Source organism: Variovorax atrisoli 110B, assembly GCF_000382045.1.
In the GTDB taxonomy this organism is placed as follows: domain Bacteria; phylum Pseudomonadota; class Gammaproteobacteria; order Burkholderiales; family Burkholderiaceae_C; genus Variovorax; species Variovorax atrisoli.
Genome location: NZ_KB907450.1, coordinates 234302 through 249794, shown reverse-complemented (window position 1 = coordinate 249794; position 15493 = coordinate 234302). Strand labels below are relative to the sequence as shown.

Annotated in this window: 14 protein-coding genes; 6 read left to right on the top strand and 8 right to left on the bottom strand. The window is 68.2% G+C overall.

Annotated elements, in window-relative coordinates; genetic code table 11:
* Window positions 1–59 precede the first annotated feature (59 nt).
* Window positions 60–830, top strand: a complete 771-nt coding sequence (locus G369_RS0101195; RefSeq protein WP_026346132.1) for a TIGR04325 family methyltransferase — start codon at window positions 60–62, stop codon at window positions 828–830.
* Window positions 831–843: 13 nt separating this feature from the next.
* On the opposite strand, the gene G369_RS0101190 is transcribed toward G369_RS0101195, so the two are convergent.
* The gene (locus G369_RS0101190; protein ID WP_019652144.1) at window positions 844–1338 is read right to left on the bottom strand and encodes a Spy/CpxP family protein refolding chaperone; all 495 of its coding nucleotides are present in this window, start codon (window positions 1336–1338) and stop codon (window positions 844–846) included.
* 224 nt (window positions 1339–1562) lie between these two features.
* On the opposite strand from G369_RS0101190, the gene G369_RS0101185 reads away from it, so the two are divergent.
* The 3 genes from G369_RS0101185 (at window position 1563) to G369_RS0101175 (ending at window position 3681) form a co-directional block, all read left to right on the top strand.
* Window positions 1563–2462, top strand: coding sequence for an SPFH domain-containing protein (locus tag G369_RS0101185; protein WP_019652143.1), 900 nt, complete (start codon window positions 1563–1565; stop codon window positions 2460–2462).
* A gap of 40 nt (window positions 2463–2502) precedes the next feature.
* A complete protein-coding gene (locus G369_RS0101180) occupies window positions 2503–2715 on the top strand; it encodes a type II toxin-antitoxin system antitoxin (protein ID WP_019652142.1) in 213 nt (70 codons plus the stop codon).
* A 99-nt stretch (window positions 2716–2814) separates the two neighbouring features.
* Window positions 2815–3681: a substrate-binding domain-containing protein gene (locus G369_RS0101175; RefSeq protein WP_019652141.1), complete on the top strand. Its 867-nt coding sequence runs from the start codon at window positions 2815–2817 to the stop codon at window positions 3679–3681.
* 42 nt (window positions 3682–3723) lie between these two features.
* Here G369_RS0101175 and G369_RS39315 read toward each other — a convergent pair whose 3' ends face one another.
* The 4 genes from G369_RS39315 to G369_RS0101155 form a co-directional block, all read right to left on the bottom strand.
* Complete coding sequence (locus tag G369_RS39315) at window positions 3724–6258, bottom strand: response regulator (protein ID WP_157773615.1); 2535 nt, start codon at window positions 6256–6258, stop codon at window positions 3724–3726.
* Window positions 6251–6709: a response regulator gene (locus G369_RS0101165; protein ID WP_019652139.1), complete on the bottom strand. Its 459-nt coding sequence runs from the start codon at window positions 6707–6709 to the stop codon at window positions 6251–6253. Before G369_RS0101165 ends, G369_RS39315 begins: the two co-directional genes overlap by 8 nt.
* Window positions 6702–8957 carry an ATP-binding protein gene (locus tag G369_RS0101160; RefSeq protein ID WP_244164266.1) on the bottom strand — a complete coding sequence of 752 codons (2256 nt, stop codon included), beginning with the start codon at window positions 8955–8957 and terminating at the stop codon, window positions 6702–6704. The genes G369_RS0101165 and G369_RS0101160 overlap by 8 nt, the downstream gene beginning before the upstream one ends.
* Before the next feature lie 103 nt (window positions 8958–9060).
* Complete coding sequence (locus G369_RS0101155; RefSeq protein ID WP_019652137.1) at window positions 9061–9690, bottom strand: biliverdin-producing heme oxygenase; 630 nt, start codon at window positions 9688–9690, stop codon at window positions 9061–9063.
* Between the two features lie 299 nt (window positions 9691–9989).
* Here G369_RS0101155 and G369_RS0101150 point away from each other — a divergent pair, with 299 nt between their 5' ends.
* Window positions 9990–10742: a transporter substrate-binding domain-containing protein gene (locus tag G369_RS0101150; protein WP_019652135.1), complete on the top strand. Its 753-nt coding sequence runs from the start codon at window positions 9990–9992 to the stop codon at window positions 10740–10742.
* Between the two features lie 10 nt (window positions 10743–10752).
* On the opposite strand, the gene G369_RS0101145 is transcribed toward G369_RS0101150, so the two are convergent.
* Window positions 10753–11166 (bottom strand): hypothetical protein, encoded by a 414-nt coding sequence (locus G369_RS0101145; protein WP_019652134.1) that lies wholly within the window; start codon window positions 11164–11166, stop codon window positions 10753–10755.
* A gap of 79 nt (window positions 11167–11245) precedes the next feature.
* Complete coding sequence (locus G369_RS0101140) at window positions 11246–13486, bottom strand: M1 family metallopeptidase (protein WP_026346128.1); 2241 nt, start codon at window positions 13484–13486, stop codon at window positions 11246–11248.
* 309 nt (window positions 13487–13795) lie between these two features.
* Here G369_RS0101140 and G369_RS39685 point away from each other — a divergent pair, with 309 nt between their 5' ends.
* Entirely contained in the window at window positions 13796–13930 is a 135-nt protein-coding gene (locus G369_RS39685) for a hypothetical protein (RefSeq protein WP_019652132.1), read from the top strand.
* 213 nt (window positions 13931–14143) lie between these two features.
* Here G369_RS39685 and G369_RS0101130 read toward each other — a convergent pair whose 3' ends face one another.
* Window positions 14144–15478, bottom strand: a complete 1335-nt coding sequence (locus tag G369_RS0101130) for an MFS transporter (RefSeq protein ID WP_019652131.1) — start codon at window positions 15476–15478, stop codon at window positions 14144–14146.
* Window positions 15479–15493 lie beyond the last annotated feature (15 nt).

The following is a 15493-nucleotide window of genomic DNA, read 5'->3' as shown; positions in this document are numbered from 1 at the left end:
GGCTATAGCGCCTTCGCGCTCCCGTTGCGCCCAGAATGGGCGAGCCAACGGAGAACGAGATGCTCAACAGCCTCCTGCAATTTCCTGCCCGCGAAAGCGCGTACAGGCGCAAGTTCCTCAACAACACCGACGAGAACCTGTTCATGGGCTCGTTCGACAGCTTCGCCGCGGCCGAGGCCGGGGCGCCTTCCAGCAAGGCCGTGGGCTATGCCAACGCCGACGCGGGGGAACTCTACAGCCCGCAGATCTACTTCTACGACTACCCAGGCCTCTTCTGGCTGGGCCGCTCCATCGACGCGGGCATGACGCGCGTGTTCGACCTCGGCGGACACGTCGGCATCAAGTACTACGCCTTCCGCCGCGTGCTGAGCTATCCCTCCACGCTGCGCTGGACGGTGTGCGACGTGCCCGGCGTGGTCGAGAGCGGCCGCGCGATGGCCGTCAAGCGCGAGGCGACCGAGCAGCTGGGCTTCACCACCGACTACCGCGATGCGAGCGGCTGCGACGTGCTGTACGTGTCGGGCAGCCTGCAGTACCTGCCGGTGCGCATGGACGCGATCCTTTCCGAGCTCGCGGTGAAGCCCCGGCGCATCGTGATGAACACCACCGCCGTGCACCCGGAGCGAACGATCTACACGCTCAACAGCATCGGCATCGCGGTGTGCCCCTACCGCATCCAGCACCACGACGAGCTGCTGGCCGACCTCTCGCGCTCCGGCTACCGAAAGCGCGACGTGTGGCGCAACGAAGGCAAGCCCATCGAGGTGCCTTTCGTCGAGGGCGGCGACAAGCCCTACTACGCGGGCTGCTGCTTCGACCTGATCGACTGACTGATCGGGGCGATCAGGGAATGACCGCCGGCAGGTTCTGGTCGGCCGTGTGGCGCTGCTCGGGCGTCATCGACTCGTAGAGCTTCGACAACGCATCGCTCACCGCCTGCATGCGGTGCGCACGATCCTGTGCCTGCATCGCGCGCTGCTGGACGAACTGCACCGCGTTCAGGTCGTCGGATGGCGCGGCGGCCGTCATGCCGGGGCGGCCGGCAAGCTCCCAAACCGCGTCGGAGAAACGGTCCCACAGCGGCGACTGCTCGGGCGTGACCATGAGCTGCAGTCGCAGGTCGTAGAGCTTGTCGCGAATCTTCCCTGCGGCTGTTGTCGGCGTGGTGAGGCCTTCGCCGGTGCGCGAAGCGGCGGAGCTGTCGGGCCTCGCGCCGCGCCGGCCGCCGCCCATGCCGGGGCCACCCCCACCAGCACCGAATTGCGCGAACCCCTGGCCGCTCACGGCGACGAGGGCGGCGGCAAGTGCGAGGCGTTGCAGGGAGCGGTTCATGGTCATGGCTGGAGTCCTCGGTGGCCGGCCCTCCGAAGGGCCACCGCGAATTTCAGGCGCGGCGGCTGTCGCCTGCGTTGCGAGCCCGTAAAGCGGCGGTAAAGCGCGCCGTCTTTACCTTGGCGCCGGCAGCCGGCGGCGGAAAACCGGCGCGCTTGCCGGGACATCCAAAACATCTTGACTGGCCCCGAAAAGATATTAGAGTGATATCACTTTCAACGGAGGCAGTGATGCAAGAGAAGACCCCCAACATCAATCCGCGACCGGTCCGCATGGAGCGCCCCTACCGGTCGATCAACGGCTATGGCGTTTCCGCCGTGGTGCTGCTGCTGATCGCCATCGGCGTCTGGGCGATCGTGCAGCGCCTCATGCCGCTGCCGATGAGCGTCCTGCTGATCGTGGTCGGCCTCGTGCTGATCCCCGGCCTCTACATGCTGCAGCCCAACGAGGGCATCATCCTCACGCTCTTCGGCCAGTACCAGGGCACCGACCGCTCCGAGGGCCTGCGCTGGACCAACCCGCTGCAAAGCGGCCAGAAGATCTCGCTGCGCGCACGCAATCTCAACACGCCCCCGCTGAAGGTGAACGACAAGCGCGGCAACCCGGTGGAGATCGGCGCGGCGGTGGTCTGGCGGGTGTACGACACGGCGCAGGCCGTCTTCGAGATCGACGACTACAACAAGTTCGTCGCCATCCAGTCCGAGGCCGCCATCCGGCACCTGGCCACCCTCTACGCCTACGACAGCGGCGACGACCTGCCCAGCGAGGAAACCACGCTGCGTGCCGGCCTCGACACCGTGGCCGACGCCCTGCGTGACGACCTGAACCGCCGCTTCGCCAGCGCGGGCGTCGAGGTGCTCGATGCCAAGCTCACGCACCTGGCCTACGCCCCCGAGATCGCGCAGGTGATGCTGCGCCGCCAGCAGGCGGTGGCCATCGTGAGCGCGCGGCACCAGATCGTGTCGGGCGCGGTCGGCATGGTCGAGGCGGCGCTCAAGGGCCTGTCGGAACGCAACCTCGTCGTGCTCGACGACGAGCGCAAGGCCTCGATGGTGTCGAACCTGCTGGTGGTGCTGTGCTCCGACCGCGAGACGCAGCCCGTGGTGAACACCGGTACGCTCTACACCTGAGGCGCGAACCGTACACGCCCTCCCGATCCGTACCCATCCGATGGCCAGTCCCGGCAAGAAAGCCTACCCCCTGCGCATCGATCCGGCCCTGTGGGCCGAGATCGAGCGCCTTGCCGCGCAGGAGCTGCGCAGCGCGAACGCGCAGGTCGAGTTCCTGCTGCGCGAGGGGCTGGCCCGGCGCGGGCGGCTGCCGGGCGCGGATGCAGGCAGGAGCACTCCCGACAAGCCCGAGGCACCCGAGGCGCCTCAGTGATAACCCCGACTTCGCTGAAGGCCGAATGACAGCCCCGGCTTCTACGATGACAGCGGCACGCGGCGACCGCGCCGCAATCCTCTTCCTCCTGGAGACATCGTGACGAAGCCCTTCAAGACCCCCTCTTCTTTCCGCTCTTCCTTCCCCTCTTCCTTCGGCACCCTCACCCGCCGCGCCGCGCTACCGCTGGTCGCGGCCCTCGCGCTCGCAGGCTGCGGCAGCCTCGGCACCACCAGCAGCAGCAAGCCCGCGGGCGGCGCCGACATCCACGTCATGACCTCCGGCGGCTTCACCGCCGCCTACAACGACCTGCGCCCCGAGTTCGAGCGCAGCACCGGCCGCAGCGTGAAGACCGCCTACGGCGCCTCGATGGGCAATGCCGAAGACTCCATCCCCAGCCGCCTCGCCCGCAACGAGCCGGCCGACGTGGTGATCCTCGCGCGCCCCGCGCTCGATGCGCTGGTGGCCGAGGGCAAGGTGGTGCCGGGCAGCCAGGTCGACCTGGTGCGCTCGGCCATCGGCTTCGCGGTGCGCAAGGGCGCGCCCAAACCCGACATCAGCACGGTCGACGCGCTCAAGCGCACGCTGATCGCAGCGCCGTCGATCGCCTACTCGGCCAGCGCGAGCGGCACCTACTACGAGACCGAGCTGCTCAAGAAGCTCGGCATCGAGGACCAGGTCAAGCCCAAGAGCAAGCGCATCCTGAGCGAGCGCGTCGGCTCCGTGGTGGCGCGCGGCGACGCGGCGCTGGGCCTGCAGCAGGTCAGCGAACTGCTGCCCATCGCGGGCATCGACTACATCGGACCGCTGCCTGCCGAAGTGCAGCGCGTGACGGTGTTCTCCGCCGGCATCGCCAGCGCCTCGAAGCAGCCCGACGCGGCGCGGCAGCTCATCCGCTATCTCAATTCGCCCGCAGCGGCTCCCACGATCGCCAAGACCGGCCTGGAGCCGCTGACGGCGCGCTGATCTCCCGCAGCCCCGGCCGGGCGCATGTCGACGGTCGGGGCGCTAGCGCTCTTCGATCAACTGCTTCACGCGGCGCGCCAGCACGTCCATCTCGAAGGGCTTGGTCATCACGTGCATGCCGGGGTCGAGGTGGCCATGGCTCAACACGGCGTTTTCGGCATAGCCCGTGATGAAGAGCACCTTGAGGCCCGGCCGGGCCGTGCGCGCGGCGTCGGCAACCTGACGGCCGTTCATGCCGCCGGGCAGCCCCACGTCGCTCACCAGCAGATCGATGCGCTGCCGCGGCGTCTGGAGGATGCGCAGTGCCTCGGCCCCGTCCCCGGCTTCCAGCGTGGCGTAGCCCAGGCCCCGCATCACCTCGACGATGATCATGCGCAGCGCGGGTTCGTCGTCGACCACCAGCACGGTATCGCCCTGGTCGGCGCGCGGCGCGAGCATGGCCACTGCCGGTGCCGCGGACACTTCTTCCTGCATGTCATGGCGCGGCAGGTAGATGCTGACGGAGGTGCCCTTGCCGACCTCCGAGTAGATGCGCACCTGCCCGCCAGACTGCTTCGCGAAGCCGTAGATCATCGACAGGCCCAGTCCGGTGCCCATGCCGATCGGCTTGGTGGTGAAGAACGGATCGAAGGCCCGAGCCACCACTTCCGGCGGCATTCCCACGCCGTTGTCGCTGACGGTGAGCGACACGTACTGCCCCATCGGCAACTCGCGGTCGCGCGCGGTCCGGGCGTCGATCCAGCGGTTGGCTGTCTCTATCACCAGGGTGCCGCCTTCGGGCATGGCGTCGCGCGCGTTGATGCACAGGTTGAGCAGCGCATTCTCGAGCTGGCCCGGATCGGCGTGCACGTTCCACAGCCCGACGGCCGCCACCGTCTCCAGCGAGATGTGAGGGCCCAGCGTGCGGCGCAGCAGCTCTTCCATTTCCGTCACCAGCCGGTTGGCGTTGACCGGCTTGGGCTCCAGCGTCTGGCGCCGCGAGAAGGCCAGCAGCCGGTGGGTGAGCGCGGCCGCGCGCTTGACCGCGCCCTGCGCCACGCCCACGTAGCGCTCCATGTCCGCCGGATTGCCCTGAAGGCCGCGCCGGCGCATCAGTTCGAGGCTGCCGCTGATCGCGGCCAGCAGGTTGTTGAAGTCGTGCGCCAGGCCGCCGGTGAGCTGGCCCACGGCCTCCAGCTTCTGGCTCTGGCGCAGTTGCTCGCGCGCGGCATCGAGTTCGGCGGCGCGCTCCTTCTGCTCGGTGATGTCGCGCGCGGCGGCGTACAGCAGGCCGTTGTCGGGCACGGCGGTCCAGGAGAGCCAGCGGTAGCCGCCGCTCCTTGTGCGGTAGCGGTTCTCGAAACCGGTGGTGCGCTCGCCCTGCAGGAGACGCTCCAGCTCGGCCTCGGTGTGGATCAGGTCATCGGCATGCACCAGCGAGCGAAAGGGCATGGCGCAGATCTCTTCGGCGCTCCAGCCCAGCACGGCTTCCCAGGCGGGGTTCACGCTCACGAAGAAGCCCTGCGAGTTGGCCACGCCCAGCAGGTCCTGGCTCAGGGCCCAGGTGCGGTCGCGCTCGTGGGTGCGCGCCTCGACCTGGCGCTCCAGCGACTCGGCCAGGGCCATCAGCTCGATCTGCGCCTCGCGCCGGGCGATGGCCGAGCGCACGCGGTCGCCGACCTCGCGGATGAAATCCAACTCGTCGCGCGTCCACGGCCGCACTTCGCCATGATTCAGATAGAGCAGCCCGACCAGCCCGCCACGCTCGGTGAGCGGCATGTTGACCACCGCGCGCGCAGTGATGGCCTCCAGCGCCTGCGCGTTGTCGCGTGTGCGGGAGTCGAGCCGTGCGTCGGCGAAGGCCACGGTGACGCCCTTGCGCAGGTCGTCGATGTAGGAGCCGTAGTCGCGAAAGTGCAGCAGGCCCGCGAGGCTGGCCACGCCGGGCGCGGTCCAGTCGCGGGCGATGACGATGGTCTCGGCCGCCGTGTCCACCAGGCCGTATCCGGCGCGGTCCACGTCCAGGCTGCGCCCGAGCATTTCGGAGGCCGCATAGGCGATGTCGCCCGGCTCGTCCATGTCGCGGATGCGGTCGCCCAGCTCCATGAGGGCCAGGCGGCGCGCTTCGGCTTCCATGATGGCCGCGTTGGCCGCATTCAGCCGGCGCTCCGCAAGCCCCTTGGCGCGCCGGTCGGCGGCCTCCTTGAGCGCGCGTTCCAGCACCACGGGCAGCCGCGCGAGACGGCCCTTGCTCACATAGTCGGTGGCCCCGCTCTTGAGCAGCTCGACCGCGTTGTCCTCGCCGATCACGCCCGAGACGAAGATGAACGGCGTCTCCGGCGCCAGGCGGCGCGCCAGCTCGAGCGCATGCGCGCCCGAGAACCCCGGCAGCTCGTAGTCGGACAGGATCAGCGAGAAGCCGCCTTCATTCAATGCTTCGACGAAGCCGCGCTCGTCGCGCACCGCGCGGATCGTGGCCAGCGGCAGGGTCTGGGCCAGCGCCTCGGTCAGCAGCTCGACGTCGAAGCGCGAGTCTTCGAGTACCAGGATGCTCGTCGGCTGCATGGTCGCGGCAGGGGCGCCGCCGTCGCTACTCATGTTTGCGCGCAGCCTTCAGGGAGCCCGGCGGCGGTTCGTTGAGCACGGCCCAGAACACACCCAGCTCGGCGATTGCGGAGACGAACCGGTCGAACGCCACCGGCTTGACCACGTAGGCGTTCACGCCCAGTTCGTAGCTGCGCAGCACGTCCGACTCTTCCTGCGACGAGGTGAGCATCACCACCGGAATGCTGCGCAGCGCCGGATTGGCGCGCACCGCCTGCAGCACCTCCAGTCCGGTGACCTTGGGCAGCTTCAGGTCCAGCAGGATCACGGCCGGATTGCCCTCGGCGCGGTCCGCATGCTCGCCCTGGCGGTGCAGGTACTCGAGCGCCTGCGCGCCGTCGCGCAGCACGACGACTTCGTTGGCGAGCTGGCTGCGCTCCAGCGCGATCAGGGTGAGTTCGAGGTCTCGCTTGTCGTCCTCGACAAGCAGGATCGGCTTAAGCATGTTCCTCTCCGTTGTCGGGGCCCTGGCGCGGCAGGATGAAGCCGAAGCTCGCCCCCGCGTCGATCTCCCCTTTTGCCCAGACCGTGCCGCCATGGCGCTCCACGATCCGCTTCACATTGGCCAGGCCGATGCCCGTGCCCTCGAAATCCTCGGCCTGGTGCAGCCGCTGGAACACGCCGAACAGCTTGTCGACGTATTTCATCTGGAAGCCCACGCCGTTGTCCTGCACTTCGAGCCCGTCGCCCAGGTCGCTGCGGATGCCGCGCACCGCGATGCGCGACAGGCTGCGGGTGCGCGAGTACTTGACCGCGTTGGCCAGCAGGTTGCGCACCGCCACCTGCAGCAGCAGCGGGTCGGCATACAGCGCCGGCAGGTCGGCATCGACCTGCCATTCCACCTTGCGCTGCGGCTCCAGCCGCGTCAGCTCTCGCACCAGGCCTTCGACCAGCGAGGCGCTGTCGACCTGCCGCCGCTTAAGCGCGGAGCGGCCCATGCGGGAGAAGTCGAGCAGCGCGTCGACCATCTGTCCCGCGAAGGCGGCCGCCTCCTTGACGTGCGAAAGATAGCGGCGGCCCCGCTCGCTGAGCTGCTCGCCCTCGGTCTGCCCCACCAGGTCGACGTAGCCGGCGATGTGCCGCATCGGGGCGCGCAGGTCGTGCGACACGGTGTACGAAAACGCCTCCAGCTCCTTGTTGACGCGTCCCAGTTCGGAAGCCACGGAGGCCAGTTCCTCCGCGCGGCGCAGCACGATGCCGATCAGCGCCTGGCGCAGTTCGGCGGCCGCCCCGACCTCGGCCGGCGACCAGGGCTTGGAGCATCCGCGGATGTGCTCCACCCAGCTCGCAAAGCTCAGGCGAGGATGCATGCGGCCGTTGACCAGGCTCTGCGGTTTCTGCGGGTCGCCCGCCCAGCGGACCGTCTGCACGATCTCGGGGCGGAACCAGAGGATCAGGTGCCGGTGCACCTGCGAGATGGAGATGGCGAGCACGCCCGCCGCCACGTCGACGAACTGCGAAGCCGGCGCGAAGTGCGCCGCCAGCGCATTGCTCTCATAGACCTCCACGCCCAGCCCCGCGATCCAGCCCGCAAGCTCCTGCACGTGCGCGCGCGCCGGCACGTCGCCCACGCACCAGACCTCGTCGTCGAGCACCACGGCGGCGCCCGTGGCGCGCATCACGCGCAGCATCAGCGAGACCTCGGACGTGAGGTGCTGCAGGGTGCCGTCGCTGTTGGACAGGTGCGAGACGATCTGCAGCGTGAGCTTGCGCAGCTCGAGCCGCTCGGCCACCTCGCCATTGCTTTCCTTCGAACGGATCTGCAGCGACAGCAACTGCCCCAGGTGCTCGCACGCGAGCCGCGTCGCCGTGTCGAGGAAGCGCGGCGCATGGTCGTGGCAGGAGATCAGGCCCCAGAGCCTGCCATCGATGACGATCGACACCGACATGGACGCCAGCGTGCCCATGTTGCGCATGTACTCGAGGTGGATCGGCGAGACGCTGCGCAGCTGCGCCTGCGAAAGGTCGATGTCGGCGGCGGTGAGCGACGCGTCGTTGGCACGCAGGCGCACAGGCTGGTAGTTGGCGTCGGCGATCAGCCGGAAGTGGTTGACGAGGTACAGCTCGCGCGCTTGGCGCGGAATGTCGGACGCGGGAAAGTGATGGCCGCTGTAGCTGTCGTAGCCGGGCTCGGCAGCCTCTGCCAGCACCTCGCCATGGCCGGCTGCGTCGAAGCGGTAGACGAGGCAGCGGCCGAAGCCGGTGAGCCGCTTCATCTCGCGCGCGGCCAGGCAGCACAGTTCGTCCACCGTGGCTGCATCCTGCAGCCGGGGCAGGAAGACGCGGCCCAGAGAATAGATGGGCGCCTCGTTGCCGCCCGGGGGCGAGGCGGCCTCGAACTCGACGATCAGGTGGTTCCCGCCGCGGTGCGCGGAAACGTCGAAGAAGTTATGCGCAAGACTCATCGCCCCGAGCGACACCGGGGAGCCGCCCGGCGGCATCGCCGGCAAACGCAACCCGCGCACGGCCTCGAGCGCGGCGGGCAGTTCGGCGTCGGGCCAGTTCTCGCTCCATGCGACAAGCGCCAGCGAGCCGCCGTCGAGCACCAGCATGCGGCCGTGCGGCTGGATCGAGCCCGGAACGCGGATCGGCTCGAGGTCGCAATTGGACAGGTCGACCGGCACGGGCTCGAGGGCCCGCGAGCCGGCCTGCGGCTGGGGCTGGGGCTCGGTGAGAGTCAGGGGCGGCGGCACGTTGGTCAAGTTCGGGCGAGGCGGCGGCGGCCGCACTGGGTTATCTGGAAACAGGTTGACAGGATCATGCCAGCGCGTCTTCGGGGGATTCGTCGGCGGCTTCCTACAATCCGGCCGGCTGCAAACCGAAGCGCGGGATGAGAGTTTCGAAGCCGGCCACGGCGCCGCGCTGAGCCGAATCGACAGCCGCCGGATCGCGCAGCGCCGCAGCCAGTTGCGCGACGAATTCCTTCCACTGCGCGGGCAGGCCGTCGGGTGCGTCGACGGGCTGGAAGTAGCGCATCGGATGCGGCGCCAGCTTCGGCGCCAGGCGCTTGTGCATGGCCAGGCCGCCGAGCTGGGAGCCTTCGAGCACGTAGGCCAGGCCCCAGGCGAACGCAGGCTCGGCGGCGGCCTCCACGAGCCGAGGCGCAAGGCATGCCTGGGCCGTGGCGCCGGCGTGCTCCCCGACCGGCGCTGCACCGGCATCCTCTAGATCGAGCGCCAGGGCCGCCAGGCGCCGGTCGGTGCGCCGCGCCACGCGGTCGAGCCCGGGATCGCCGGGGACGGCCAGCGCCTGCCGCACCGCCTCCAGCCAGGGGCGCAGGGCACGCAGGTGATCCGCGTAGTCGGCCAGCGAGGCATCTTCGCGGGCGATCGGCAGCTGGCTGTCGAGCGCTTCGTGCAGCGCATGCGTGGCATTGCGCAGGGGGCGCAGCACCTCGGCCATCGAGGGTTGGACGGCGGCGCTCATCGCGGGAGGCCCTCCGGCTTGGCGGTCACGTCGATCATGGGGCCGAACACGCGAATGTATAGCTCGCTCTCCGTCGCCGATACCAGGTTGCGGCGGACGGGGACGTTGTCGTCGACAGGAAAGGTGGAAAGCGGCACGGCGGAAACAGCAGGAGTTAAAGAGAAAAGATTACCTTCGAATATGCCCGAGCCTACGGGAGCCGCCGGGCCTCGCCGGTGAGCGCGCTTCCCTACATCCGGTAGGAAATTCCGCAGGCCCGCCCGTAAACTGGCGCGCTCCCCTGCCGACGAACGAACGCCATGACACAGCCTCAGCAGACGACGATCTCCCCCTCCCTCGTTTCCGCCTTCGCGCCCGGCGGCACGCTGCGCGCCTCGATCAACCTGGGCAATCCGATCCTCGCCAACAAGGACGCCGCAACCGGCGAACCCGTGGGCGTGTCCATCGACCTGGCACGCGAGTTCGCGCGGCGCCTGGGCGTGGGCATCGAGCTGGTGGTGTTCGAGAAGGCCGCCGCATCGGTGGACGCGGTCAAGAACGAGAAGGCCGACATCGGCTTCTTCGCCATCGACCCGGCGCGCAGCGAGGGGCTGCTCTTCACCGCGCCCTACGTGCTGATCGAGGGCAGCTACCTGGTGCCCGAAGGCTCGGCCCTGAAGGACAACGCGCAGGTCGATGCCAAGGGCAACCGCATCTCGGTGGGGTCCGGCAGCGCCTATGACCTGTTCCTCACGCGCGAGATCAAGGCGGCCGAGATCGTCCGCCTCCAGGGCGCGGGGCCCGCACTTGCGGCATTGCGCTCGGGCGAGGTCGAGGTGGCGGCCGGCATCCGCCAGCTGCTCGAAGGCGAGGCGCAGCGCGCACCCGGCGTGCGCGTGCTGCCGGGGCGCTTCATGGTGATCCAGCAGGCCATGGGCACGCCCGCCAGCCGCGGCGCCCAGGCGCAGGCGCTGCTCGCGGCCTTCGTCGAGGAGATGAAGGCCAGCGGCTTCGTGGCCGACGCGCTGAAGCGCCACCGCATCGAGGGCGCGAGCGTGGCGCCGGCCGCCTGAGCCTCCGGGTTCAGAGCTTGTACGCCTCCACCGGCCCTCGCGAATAGAACAGGAAGTAGCCGGTCGAGGTCTGGAAGCCGTTCTTCTTCCAGCCGGCCGGCACCTTGAAGATGCCGAGCTGCTCGCTCGCCACGCCGACGAAGGCGGTGTTCTCCCTGTCGGTGGTGATGCGCGTCCAGTGCTTGCGCGTCACCGGCTTCATCGTCATCTTCGGCTCGCTCCACTCGGCCGTGCGGACCTTGTCGCGCATCACGTAGGCGTCGCCCTGCTTCTCGATCTTGATGAGCTCCTTGAGCGCACCGTTCTGCTTCACGGCGTAGGTGCCGACCAGTTCGGCCTCGGGCGCGCCGCCGCTGTTAGCGCCGCAGGCGGCGAGCAGCAATGCCGACGCACCGGCGGCCAGCCATTTGAGTGCTGTGTTCATGATGATCCCTTGTCGAAGGGGCGCGCACCGCCCTGCATGCCGCATGCAGGACGGCGCGCGCCGTTTCAGGTGATGCCGCTCAGCGCTTCTCGTTCTCGCGCAGCTTCAGGCTGCCCTGGAAGCGCAGTGCGTGCGGGTACTCCTCCTTCTCCGCACCGGTGGCCACCGCAGCCATCTTCTGCTCGCTCACCTGGGTCTTGGCCAGCAGCGGTGCGGGCAGGTTCAGCACGCCCTTGATCTGGTCGTACTGCGCCTGCGTGATGCGGCCCACGCTCAGCAGCCGGAACGCATCGCGCTCGATGTTCAGCAGCAGCGGCTTGTTGCCCGCGAAGTTCTGGGCCTTGGCCAGCAGCGCGCTCCACGAGGGGGCGCTGTAGTTGCTCACGTAGTAGTCCTGCCCGGTCGGCCCGGCCAGCACCGCGGTGCAACCGGGCAGCTCGATCTGCGTGCTGTTGCCCGACATCACGAAGGTCTTGCGCTGCTCCATCGAGTCGCCATAGGCCAGCGTCACGGGAATGGTCCAGGTCGATGCCGGGTACAGGTTCTGGTTGGGGAAGGCTTCCTGCGTGATGTTCACGTAGGTGCTGTTGCCCGCGCACTGCGCGTCCACCGTGAGCAGCGGAATGCCGGTCTGGCGGATCAGGCTGTCGCCGATCTCGCTCACCTTCTTGCCGTTGCTGGCCTTCTCCAGCGAACTCCACAGCCGCGACGGCGTGACGTTGCCGAAGGCGTAGTCCTTCAGGTAGATGCGCAGGCCCTTCTGCATCGCTTCCTCGCCGATGTAGTTCTGGATGGTCTCCAGCACGTGGCTGCCCTTGTTGTAGACGAAGATCGACGGGCTGATGAAGCCGAACGAGCCCGCGTCATTGAGGTTGCGCTGCACCGGCACGGCCGTGTTCTTCAGGTCGGCGACGATCACGTTGTGCTTGTCGAGGACGTAGTCGGAGAAGCTGTAGTACTCGGGGTGGAACTTGATCGTGGTGCGCCTTTCGAACCAGCGCGCGAACGACTCGTTGAGCCACACGTTGTCCCACCAGTCGAGCGTGACCAGGTCACCGAACCACTGGTGCGCCACCTCGTGCGTCACCACCGTCACCGAGTACAGCGTGGGCGTGTCGCCCGGCTTGGTGAGCACCGAGTCGGCGAACTCGAAGATCGAGCCCCAGTTCTCCATGCCGCCGAAGCCGGTGTTGGGCTTGTTGTTGTAGCTGTCGTTGGCCGCGACGGTGTCGAACTTCTTGAACGGCAGCGGAATGCCCGTGTAGTTGTAGTAGTAGTCCATCGACACCTTGGTCCACTCCATCGCGAACTTGGCCCAGTCGGAGCGGCCCGGCGGCGTGAACCAGCGCAGCGGCATCTCGCTGCCGTCGAGCGGGTTCTTGAACTTGTCGGCCAGGATGTCGAACTTGCCGCCGCCGAAGAAGGTCAGGTACATCGGCATGGAGGGCGTCTTCTCGAAGGCCACGCGCTGGTAGCCGTCGGGCAGTTTCGTCGCCTCGATCTGCGCGCCGTTGGACACCGTCTTCCAGTCGCCCGGCACCTCGGCCGATATCTCGAAGGTGTGGCGGAAGGCCGGCTCGTCCCATCCCGGGAACCACTGCCGCGCGTAGTTGGTCTCGCCCTGCGTCACGATGGCGTCGCTGCTCACGCCCTCGGGCGTGGAGAGTCCAACCTTGAAGATGCCGGTGGCCGCCGAGCAGAACGGGTTGCGCGCCACCTCGGCCGGCGGGCAGTACTCGGCGTCGGAGAACTGGATCTTGCCGTCCCACTCCATGTGCAGCAGGTACTTGCCCTTGGCGATCTGGCCGTCGTTCAGGCGCAGCTGCACGAAGTCGCCCAGCGTCTGCGGCGTGGGAATCAGCGCAATCGCCTCCGAAGGGTTCGACACCTTGCGCAGCGTGGTGCGGCCCCTCGCGAAGTTCAGGTTGTGTGCGGCGACGACGATGGCATCGACAGGCTTTAGCACTTCGATCTCCACGTCGCCGCGGCCCACGAAGGTCTTGAGCGCCGCATCGGGGCGGAACCACAGCTTGTAGTTGCTGGGCCAGACGGTGTCGGGCAGCTCCATCGGCCGCGCCGAGCGGTCGACGGCGGCGACCGCATTGTTCGCCGCGTTGGGCACGCCGTCGTCGGGCGCCTTGGCGGTGGGATCGGACACGGGAGCGGAAACGACCTGGTCCGAAGGTGCGCTGAGGCCGACGCCTGCACCGCCCAAGGAAGAGCCACCGCCGTCTCCGCCGCCGCCGCAAGCCGTGAGGACGGCAAGGGTCACTGCGGTGATGGCAAGATGATGGACCACGGGTGTATTGAATCTTTTCATGATCGCCTCTGAGTACTCTTGGTAAGAAGAAACATGCGCCGGCTTCGCAGCCGCCGGCGGATAGCCGGCGATGCGCAAGACGCGCGCGGTGATGAGTGAGATGAACAACGGGGGAATCGGGGAGAAACGGGCAACACGGTGCCCTCCCGGCGAACTCGTTCGTTCGTCAGGACCACACGGTCATGCAGGGTCGCACCGCGCGCGAGGCGGCGGTCCCAGGATGCGAGGCGTGAGAGGTTCCATTCCCGTCGATCGCGGGGTGATGGGATGGGCAGGCGGGGCTTGTGGCGCGAAGGCCTTCGTCAATGCATGCGCATCGTCGGCGCGACACGCACCCGCGAAGCGGGAACGGTGCAAACCATGTTGGCGATGGCAAGACTTGCTGCGGCTCTCGTCGTTGATTTCACGCGCATTCCCTCGTCCATTGATGTCACGCAGTTGTAGCTGATGGGCGCTGCGTGCTCAATGAACCGCGGAACTTTTCCTTCTCAAAATGTTCGCGCGCGATAGGCCGAATGGCGTCATGGCACGCGACGCATGCCATGCAATACGAAGATGGTTCAGCCGCCGAAACACCTGCTCACGCAGATGACGGAAACCGGGTCGCCGCAGTGTGACCCGACCACGACAGTACGAAGGTACAAGCCTTCGAAAAAGCTACGAAAGCTGTGAACCAGAGACTGTGTGCGCGCTGCGCGCGCGGTCGCGCAGCCACAGCATGAGGCCGCAGCCGAACACGACCACCTGCGTGCCGATGAGCAGCGCGAAACCCGCGAAGAAGCCGGAGGCAGATGAAGCTGCCGCCGCCGGGCCGGCACCAGCCCCATGCGACATCGCACCGATCACGCCGCCCATGAGCGCAGGCATGAAGCCCGCCACGAGGCTGCCCACGCCGTTGGTCACGCCGAACGCGCTGGCCGTGTGCTCGGGGCGCGAGCAGTACTGCACCGTGCTCGGGATGGCCGGGCTCTGCAGCCCCCAGAAGAAATTGGCCGCCACCAGGCAGCAGGCCGCCACGTAGGGGTCATGCGCATTGATGGCCATGAGCACCGACAGCGCCACGCCCACGCTCGCGCCCATGAAGATGAAGGGCACCCGCTCGCGGCCCACCTTGTCGATGAGCACGCCGCCCACGAACACCGCGAGCACCGTGGCGTACTGAGGCAGCGAGGCCAGCCAGCCCATCTCGCGCATCGAGAAGCCGCGCGCCTCGCGCAGGTAGGTCGGCAGCCAGTTGCTGCTGCCCCAGAGGTAGGCCAGCGCTGCCGAGGTCAGCAGCGTGACGACGAACAGGTGCCGCGTCTGCAGCGCGCCCTTCACGATGCCGCCGACGCGCGACATCGCCTCGCCGAAGGAAGATGGCTTCACGCCGTCGGCGTGCCCCGACGGCATGCGCACGAAGGCCAGCACCAGAGGAATGCCCAGCACGATGTTCATGACGCCGAGGACGTGGAAGGAGCTGTCCCACGCGAACTGCGTGAGCAGCCAGCCGACGAGCGGATAGCCGATGGCCAGCCCCAGGCCCGTGCCCATGTTGACGAAGGCATTGGGCTTGCCGTTCTCGTCGCTGCGGAAGTGCGCCTTGATGTACGCGGAAGCCAGCGAGAAGAGCGGCCCTTCCGAAACGCCCAGCAGCACGCGCGAGGCCAGCAGCAGGCCGTAGCTGTGGAACATCGGCGAGGCCCAGGTCACCACGCCCCACAGGATCAGCCCGTAGACCAGGCTGCGCCGCACGCCGAAGAGCGCGGAGCAGAACGGCGTGAGCACGAAGGCCGACACGCCGTAGCCCAGCATGAAGGCCGTCGCCAGGAAGCCCTGGCTCACGCGGTCGGTGGCCGCGAGGCCCACGTGCTCCAGGAACGCCGCATCGGTGATCAGCACGGCGATGTTGATGCGGTCGACGTAGGAGATGGCGACGATCACGAACAGCGTGATGACGCCGTACCAGCGAAGGCTTGCGCCGCTGTTCTTGTTGCTGCTGCTGTTCTGCATGGCCGGTCCTGACGG

Coding starts and splice junctions, on each gene's coding strand:
- G369_RS0101190 (WP_019652144.1), bottom strand. CDS start 1,338: ATGACCATGAACCGCTCCCTGCAACGCCTCGCACTTGCCGCCGCCCTC.
- G369_RS0101150 (WP_019652135.1), top strand. CDS start 9,990: ATGACACAGCCTCAGCAGACGACGATCTCCCCCTCCCTCGTTTCCGCC.
- G369_RS0101145 (WP_019652134.1), bottom strand. CDS start 11,166: ATGAACACAGCACTCAAATGGCTGGCCGCCGGTGCGTCGGCATTGCTG.
- G369_RS39315 (WP_157773615.1), bottom strand. CDS start 6,258: ATGAGTAGCGACGGCGGCGCCCCTGCCGCGACCATGCAGCCGACGAGC.
- G369_RS0101140 (WP_026346128.1), bottom strand. CDS start 13,486: ATGAAAAGATTCAATACACCCGTGGTCCATCATCTTGCCATCACCGCA.
- G369_RS0101195 (WP_026346132.1), top strand. CDS start 60: ATGCTCAACAGCCTCCTGCAATTTCCTGCCCGCGAAAGCGCGTACAGG.
- G369_RS0101180 (WP_019652142.1), top strand. CDS start 2,503: ATGGCCAGTCCCGGCAAGAAAGCCTACCCCCTGCGCATCGATCCGGCC.
- G369_RS0101155 (WP_019652137.1), bottom strand. CDS start 9,690: ATGAGCGCCGCCGTCCAACCCTCGATGGCCGAGGTGCTGCGCCCCCTG.
- G369_RS39685 (WP_019652132.1), top strand. CDS start 13,796: ATGCGCATCGTCGGCGCGACACGCACCCGCGAAGCGGGAACGGTGCAA.
- G369_RS0101185 (WP_019652143.1), top strand. CDS start 1,563: ATGCAAGAGAAGACCCCCAACATCAATCCGCGACCGGTCCGCATGGAG.
- G369_RS0101130 (WP_019652131.1), bottom strand. CDS start 15,478: ATGCAGAACAGCAGCAGCAACAAGAACAGCGGCGCAAGCCTTCGCTGG.
- G369_RS0101165 (WP_019652139.1), bottom strand. CDS start 6,709: ATGCTTAAGCCGATCCTGCTTGTCGAGGACGACAAGCGAGACCTCGAA.